This is a genomic window from Faecalibacterium sp. BIOML-A1 (assembly GCF_009679715.1).
In the GTDB taxonomy this organism is placed as follows: Bacteria; Bacillota; Clostridia; order Oscillospirales; family Ruminococcaceae; genus Faecalibacterium; species Faecalibacterium taiwanense.
Genome location: NZ_WKZJ01000019.1, coordinates 21,263 through 28,023, shown reverse-complemented (window position 1 = coordinate 28,023; position 6,761 = coordinate 21,263). Strand labels below are relative to the sequence as shown.

The following is a 6,761-nucleotide window of genomic DNA, read 5'->3' as shown; positions in this document are numbered from 1 at the left end:
TCTTCGCGGTTTGGGGTGGTAGAAATCGTTTTGTAGTTGGACTTTTTCTGCTGAAGCTGCTCCAGCTGTTTCAGCACCGATTCCTTCTCCGGGGGCTTGCCGCCCGGTGTGGAAAGCTGCTGCTTATTCAGCACCATGTCGATATACTTGCGGATATTTTTCAGGGCAGAGACATCCGGCTGCAAGGTTTCCAGTTTGGTACGCAGTTCTGCGCTGCCGGATTGCAGCGCAGAAAATTCGGCATCCAATGCCGAAAAATCTACCGCTGTGCTGCCGTTCAGTTTCATCAGAGTGCGGACAGCTTTATTAAAGGTGTCCAGCTCCTCTTTGTGCTGGGCGGCATAAGCGTCCTTGGTCAACTTGAAGTTCTTCTTGATAAAGGTGTCGTGGATGGGCTTCAGCTTGGCATGGGCGGCGGCAGCATCCTTGATCTGGGCGATTGCCCGCATACGGTTTTCGTTCTGCTTCAACTGCCTACGGAGAGGGGCGGCGGTCTGGTTCAGGTTAGAAATTGCGGTATCCAGATCCTCGATGGTGTTCAGAGAATGGGCTTTCAGATAGTCCACCGCCCGTTTGACTTCCTCAAAGTCTCGGACAGTGCATTTCAGTTTTGCCTTGCCAGACCAATCGCTGCGCTGCTCGTTGCGGAGGTTGAAGTAATCCACCAGCAGGTCGGACAGCATTGGCTCCTTGGCTTGTTCCAGTGCATCCAAAAGAATCTGCTTCTTTTCATTCAGGTCTGCGATCCAGCGTTGCAGCCCACGAATCGCACTGCGGATGGACTGCATCAGGCTATTGGCGGCGCGAATATCCCGGTTCAGGTTGCCGAGAAAAGTTTCCACTCCACGCTTTTCCATCTGGTGTGCGGCGGGACCGAGATGCACGGTCGGTATCTGCTGGATGCCCTGTCGCTCAAAGGAGCGCAGGTCAACACGTTCCGGGCGGCCAGCCGCTTCCAAATAGCGGTTGGTAATGGTCTCCCAGCCATGCCGCCAGACCTCGGCATACTTCTGGTCGTTCCAGTCCACCGTGTTTTCCTTGTGGCACTTCCAGTTGCCGGAAGCGAGCCGGATGCGCTCACCGTTCTCGTCAAGGTCGTACACCTTTCTGGCTTTCGGGAGCCACTTGCCGTGTTCATCTATTGCCCGGAGCGTCAGCAGAATGTGAGCGTGTGGGTTTCCATCTCCCTTGTCGTGGATGGCAAAGTCGGCAATCATCCCTTTGGAAACAAACTGCTCCTGACAAAACTCTTTTATCATGGACAAATACTGCTCCTTCGGCACCTCCACCGGGAACGCCAGCACGATGCGCCGGGCAAGCTGGGAGTTCCACTGGTTCTCCACAGCTTCTACGGCGTTCCAGAGGGTCGCCCGGTCTGCATATCCGGGCGGCGCATAGGATGGCAGCATGATCTCAGCGTGGACAAGCTCTTTCTTCTTGTTGTAGAATTTTGTTCTCTGGTCGTACTCGCTGAACAGCCGTTCGCCGCTTTGGTAAGCGGCCCCGGCAACAGCGGACTGCCCTTGGCTGCGCTTGACGATGGTAATTTTGAAATGCGGACACGGAATAGGCATCACCCCCAAACAAAAAGACCGCCCAGCAAGATTGCTCTTGGTGAACGGTCTGGAATTGTATTCGGTTTTGCTCGCCGCCTTAGAACGGAGTGCCATGCGCTTCGATCTCAGGCGGGAGCCGCAAAAGGATAGCTGCAAAGCAGCGCAAGGAAAATGCAGTTTTCCTTGGGATGGAATCGGGCTGGCGCACAAACGCCAGCTTCGATTTCATCGAGCCGTCTGCAAGACCGCAATTTCACCGGAACGGTGTATAATTGCGCCCTTTATTCTAAAGGTTTTTGGACGTTGCTGCGTTCGTGAACATCATGCACCATCTTTGCAAGTGCCAGCACGACTTCAGGCTGGCGGAACGAGATTTTCAGCAGCTCCATCACCTGATCGTTGGTGAGTTCTTCCGGCGCAATCAGAAAACTTTCCAGCATTCCGGCACGGGTACACAGCCGATGCACACGGGCCTTGCGGGTCAGCTCCGGTATCTGGTGTTCCAGAATTTTCTCCCGGTGCTGGTAGTAGCGCAGCTGCTGTTCTGCTTTGGCTTTCTCGCTGCGGAGATAGGCGAGATCGGTTTTCGGTTGGGTCAATGGCATCACGCTCCTTTTCAAAAGTTGGTTGTATTCGACATTTTTATTGGTTCGTGGTACACTACACACAATCAATGTGAATAGAGGTGACTGCGTTGCTTGCGTTATATCTAAGTGTGCTTGATGATCGAAACTTTGAAGAAGATTTTACCGAGGTGTACAATACATACAAACGGCTGGTTTACCATACCGCTTACAAAATCATGGATGATTCGTATCTGGCAGAGGATGTGCTACAAGAGGTATTTTTGTACGTTGCAAAAAATTTTTCTAAAATTCATCGAGAAAACTGTCACGAACTCGCTGCTTATCTCGTTAGTTGTAGTAGAAGCCGTGCATATGATATGCTTCGCAAACAACGAGAAGAATTGCTGGAAGATGTCCCAAACGAACCAGATGCCGCTCCGGTGCCGGATGATGCAGCAGTTAGCACCGATAACATTGAACGTCTAACAGAACTGATTGGCCAAATGAAACCGATGTACCGTGATCCGCTACGCCTTTTGGCAATGGGATATACAAACCGTGAGATTGCAAAATCGCTGGGATTAACGGATGAAGTGGTACGAACACGGCTCTTTCGAGGACGAAAACTATTATGGAAGGAGATGAACAGCCATGAGTGAGCGGACAGACATTTCATTTGATGCGGCTTTGATGATGGCACTTCGTGCAGATGCGCAAAGAGAACTGGATTCGCTTCCAACGCCAAAGCAGTTTGAGGAAATCTACCCAGATACGTCCCAATGGGACGAACGAATGACAGAGGCCTTAAAGAAGAAAAAGCACCACCCAGTGTTGAAACGAGTACTAATTGCGGCATTGACACTCGTAATGCTGACGGTTGGTGCTCTTGCGGTCAGCGCTGATTTCCGCAGGGCAGTCTATACGATGATTCAAAAATTTCTGCCCATTGAGATGCAGCTGACTTATCAGGTGGATGGCGAACCGCTGGAGTGGCTCCCGGATGGATACAGCGACCATTATGTGCCGAACGGCTTTGAAATGGACGATGTGCAGAAATTTGAGCGAGCAGAAAACTTTTTACATGTTTACTCGTCAAAAGAAACAGAGGAAAGCTACACAGTCCGTTGCTCAATTATCCAGCCAGGGCAGCAGTCCCTGTTTGATAATGAGCATACAGTGTACGAAACCGTAAAGGTCGGAGAAGCAGATGGTGTACTTGGAACCAGTACGGATGAACATGGAAAGAATGTTTATACTCTAAGTTGGGAACATCGGGGGATTACACATACCGTTATGGGAAACATTCCATACGATGAGATTATGAAAATTGCGGAAGGTATCCGTTAAGAAAGCTGGACACTTGTGAGAGTTCACAAATGTCTGGCTTTCTTTTTGTCTGAACTTACAAAGATGGAAAATTTGAAAAATTTTCTCCTGAAAATTGAAACGAAGCGAATGCGAATTGCGTTGATTATACAAAGGCTCTTGATGGGAGCAAAAAAACGGAGGTGTATGTCTATGTCGAAAAAGCGTTTGTTGTCCATTGTTGTTTCAGCGGTGATTCTCTTGAGCTTTGCCTGCACCGCAATGGCCGCTGAAAAGTCTGAACGGTATGTAGGCGATAGTACGGTCAACGGATCTATTTACCAAACATACTATCAGGTTGATGCCCAGACTCGAACTGGAGTAAAGAAAATCAGCGTTTCAGGCGTTCTCTATGAAAAGGGGACAATTGGAACATGGCAAAAAGTAAGTAGCTGCTCAAACAGCAGCACGACCTCAACCTGCATGGTGAGCAGTAGCTTTAACACTAAGCCCGGAAAATCTTATAGGCTTGAGTATTCTGCGACCTTTAGCTATTCCGATGGACGGAGCGAAACCATTACCGGAAGTACCAGTAGATAAGTGGAGTTTGTTATATATTTCAGCAAGTTAGAAAGGTGTGAGGTAATTATAAAGGCGAGACCAACGCGAGTTATCCGATACCTAGCTATAGTCGCACTGTGCTTGCTTTTGGGCTTTATGCTTGGAAGAAAAAGCAAATATGAAAAACGAGATTATTTGAAACAATTCAAAATTGGAAAAGCAACATACTCTGAATCGTTGATATATGAGGCTTATGGCGGATTGCAAAATGATGGGATAATGTTAGCGGTATACTACGATGTGGATGCAGCCAAAATTATTCATCAACTCGATTCATGGGAGAAAATTAATGATTCTCCAACCATATCTTCTATATTAAAAAATGTGTCGTCATATTTTGGATTAGATTTTGTGATTCCTGAAATTGCAAGTGGAAATTTTTTTCTTTATGATAATAGTCAGCATAAGGAACTACGCTCGGAAGCCGAAATGAATACATTGCTTTTACATTCTGAAGATGTGAATTTTAGTCTCGTTGTCTGGGATGATGAGAAGCACACAATTTATATAGTAGAGTACAGAATTTAAGGAGGTTCGTTATGAAGAGGTTCGTATCATTAATTCTTTCAGTGTGTTTTTTGTTTTCGATAAATACTGTGTCTTATGCTGCTAACATAAGCAGCCGTAAAGCTAGCAATCCTGTTATTCAAAGCATGAATGATAAGTATCATGTTGATTTTTCGGGAATGTCGATAGATGAATTAAATAAGTTTATCGATAAGATGAAAGATGAAGATCAAACACGTGCATCTGGAAATTTGTTAAATAATACACAGCTTGCATGGTTGGCAGCTGCGCAAATTGCACGGGATAAGGGATATGAATGTGCGGCTCTTATGGTTGAATTCTCTGTATATAATATTGACTATTCTGAGAGTGTGACGGATTCTTCGACGCCATTGCTTGACAAGTTAAACACGACAACAGTTTTTAATAATTATAAAAACAAAGTACTTAATAGTGGCTTGAAAGATTTTAGTGGAGGAAGTTGGTCTTTTACAATTCAAAAGTCTGATAATGCAGATTTATTCTATGCATTGCATAGGGTAAGCACCTCTGGAACAGGCTTCATGATTGGTAATTCTATAATGTATTACTTGATTACCGTTCATGACACATTTGATTTTGCATATGACAACAACTATGACGACTTGTTTACTACTACAGTGAACAATTGGGCTTGGTTGTGCCAGCAGACGCATGTGTTGAATCCCATAGAGATAAATCTTAGCACGGCTATTGGATAAAAAATCAGTGGTATTTATTTTTTTGCGAAAGTAAAAGTTGAAATCTAAAATAAGGATGGCTCTAACGTATGAAAAATTTTACGGAGGTGTTTCCAATGCAGAGCAACTGATGTATAAGAAATCTTGTGTATACTCTAAAAGTAAAGAAGGAAAATTAAAATAGCTAGTGAAAAAATATCTCGTAGAATTTTTTTGAAAGCAAGTGGGATTGTGGCTCTTTCTTCAATGGAGCTTAACTCTGGGCTGACTGCTTTTGCAGATAATCAAAGTGATGGAAGCAAATCTCATATCGAGAGATACCATAGATACGATTTTGATACAAAAGAAGAATCTATAGAGGAAATTATAGTTGAAACCAATTCCTTCACGGATGGAGAGACAACTGCAGGCTATTTTCCAAATGGAAAGATTTCGGATATTGATCTATCCGATCTGTATGCGATTATCGGAAGCAATGATATCACTGTTGTTGATAATCCAACGGCAACACCATATTGTAGTACGGTATGCCTACAGATAACGACCAATAATGGAGGGACAAATTATGGTTCTGGATTTATGATTGGGCCTAATGCACTTGCAACAGCAGCACATAATCTATACAGTATAAAGGAAAAAGCCTACGTTAAGTCGGTAAATGTCGCACCTGCTCGATCTGATAATAGTAAACCTTTTGGAAGCGAAAATGTATCGGCAAGTTCGATGATTGTTAGTGATTCTTATCTTGCTGGAACAAGTTCGGAGGATTGGGCGATTATTACGCTCAAGAATAATTTAGGAACGAAAACGGGATGGCTTGGGTTACATTGGCAGTCTAGCAATTATTCATCATCACAGTTGGTGTATGCTTATGGCTATCCGAGCCAAATAAATGGTGCCGATGCGAGATATCGGATGTGTAAATCTTCTGGGTATATTAGAAGTCAGACTTCAAAATATCTCAAGGGCGATTGGGATTTGACAGGTGGCTTTAGTGGTGGTCCTCTTGTAGAATATATTTCTGGAGCTGGGTATGTAGCTATCGGAATCCATAAAGATGGAAGCACAATTGATGGTTCTTCATATCCAACTTCTTATACAGGGGCATTGAGAATAACACAATCGCTTTATACGCTGTTCCTTTCATACAGAGGTTGATAAAATGAAATGCAAACGGAAGATTATGGTTGGCATAGCATTTGTGGCAGTGGTTCTCTGCATTCTATTTCAATCGAATACATTCGGAAGAAAAAAATCGGAACTTATAATTGAAGAAGTTGACCTGAAGAACAATTGTATTTATGCGACTGCAAAAAATCAATTATATGATACGGATGACAATTATATAATTTATGGCGTATCAAACTACTTGAAAGGAAATCTTCAGTTGTCGTATCTTAAAGAAGGCGAAAGCATTCTTGTGATATCAAACGGTAAGGTGTTGCTATCAGATCCGTATCAATTTGATAAAATATACAGTATTCAAC

General features: G+C 44.3%; 8 protein-coding genes. 6 read left to right on the top strand and 2 right to left on the bottom strand.

The genetic code is table 11. From position 1 onward, the window contains the following. Together mobQ and GKG36_RS14060 are read right to left on the bottom strand one after the other, a co-directional pair. Positions 1-1,574, bottom strand: a 1,574-nt coding sequence (mobQ, locus tag GKG36_RS14065) for a MobQ family relaxase (RefSeq protein WP_154252915.1), incomplete at its 3' end; no start/stop codon positions are given. A gap of 263 nt (positions 1,575-1,837) precedes the next feature. Further along, positions 1,838-2,161, bottom strand: coding sequence for a DUF3847 domain-containing protein (locus GKG36_RS14060; protein ID WP_055191833.1), 324 nt, complete (start codon positions 2,159-2,161; stop codon positions 1,838-1,840). 80 nt (positions 2,162-2,241) lie between these two features. On the opposite strand from GKG36_RS14060, the gene GKG36_RS14055 reads away from it, so the two are divergent. The 6 genes from GKG36_RS14055 to GKG36_RS14030 all read left to right on the top strand — a co-directional run bounded on the left by GKG36_RS14055 (position 2,242) and on the right by GKG36_RS14030 (position 6,432). Beyond that, positions 2,242-2,781, top strand: a complete 540-nt coding sequence (locus GKG36_RS14055; RefSeq protein ID WP_223383315.1) for a sigma-70 family RNA polymerase sigma factor — start codon at positions 2,242-2,244, stop codon at positions 2,779-2,781. After that, a complete protein-coding gene (locus tag GKG36_RS14050) occupies positions 2,774-3,469 on the top strand; it encodes a DUF4367 domain-containing protein (RefSeq protein WP_005924698.1) in 696 nt (231 codons plus the stop codon). The genes GKG36_RS14055 and GKG36_RS14050 overlap by 8 nt, the downstream gene beginning before the upstream one ends. A gap of 171 nt (positions 3,470-3,640) precedes the next feature. After that, positions 3,641-4,027 carry a hypothetical protein gene (locus GKG36_RS14045; RefSeq protein ID WP_223383317.1) on the top strand — a complete coding sequence of 129 codons (387 nt, stop codon included), beginning with the start codon at positions 3,641-3,643 and terminating at the stop codon, positions 4,025-4,027. A gap of 156 nt (positions 4,028-4,183) precedes the next feature. Next, complete coding sequence (locus GKG36_RS14040) at positions 4,184-4,576, top strand: hypothetical protein (RefSeq protein ID WP_223383318.1); 393 nt, start codon at positions 4,184-4,186, stop codon at positions 4,574-4,576. An 11-nt stretch (positions 4,577-4,587) separates the two neighbouring features. Beyond that, the gene (locus GKG36_RS14035) at positions 4,588-5,295 is read left to right on the top strand and encodes a hypothetical protein (protein ID WP_015536562.1); all 708 of its coding nucleotides are present in this window, start codon (positions 4,588-4,590) and stop codon (positions 5,293-5,295) included. A 210-nt stretch (positions 5,296-5,505) separates the two neighbouring features. Beyond that, complete coding sequence (locus GKG36_RS14030; protein WP_005924705.1) at positions 5,506-6,432, top strand: trypsin-like serine protease; 927 nt, start codon at positions 5,506-5,508, stop codon at positions 6,430-6,432. The last annotated feature ends 329 nt before the right edge of the window (positions 6,433-6,761 follow it).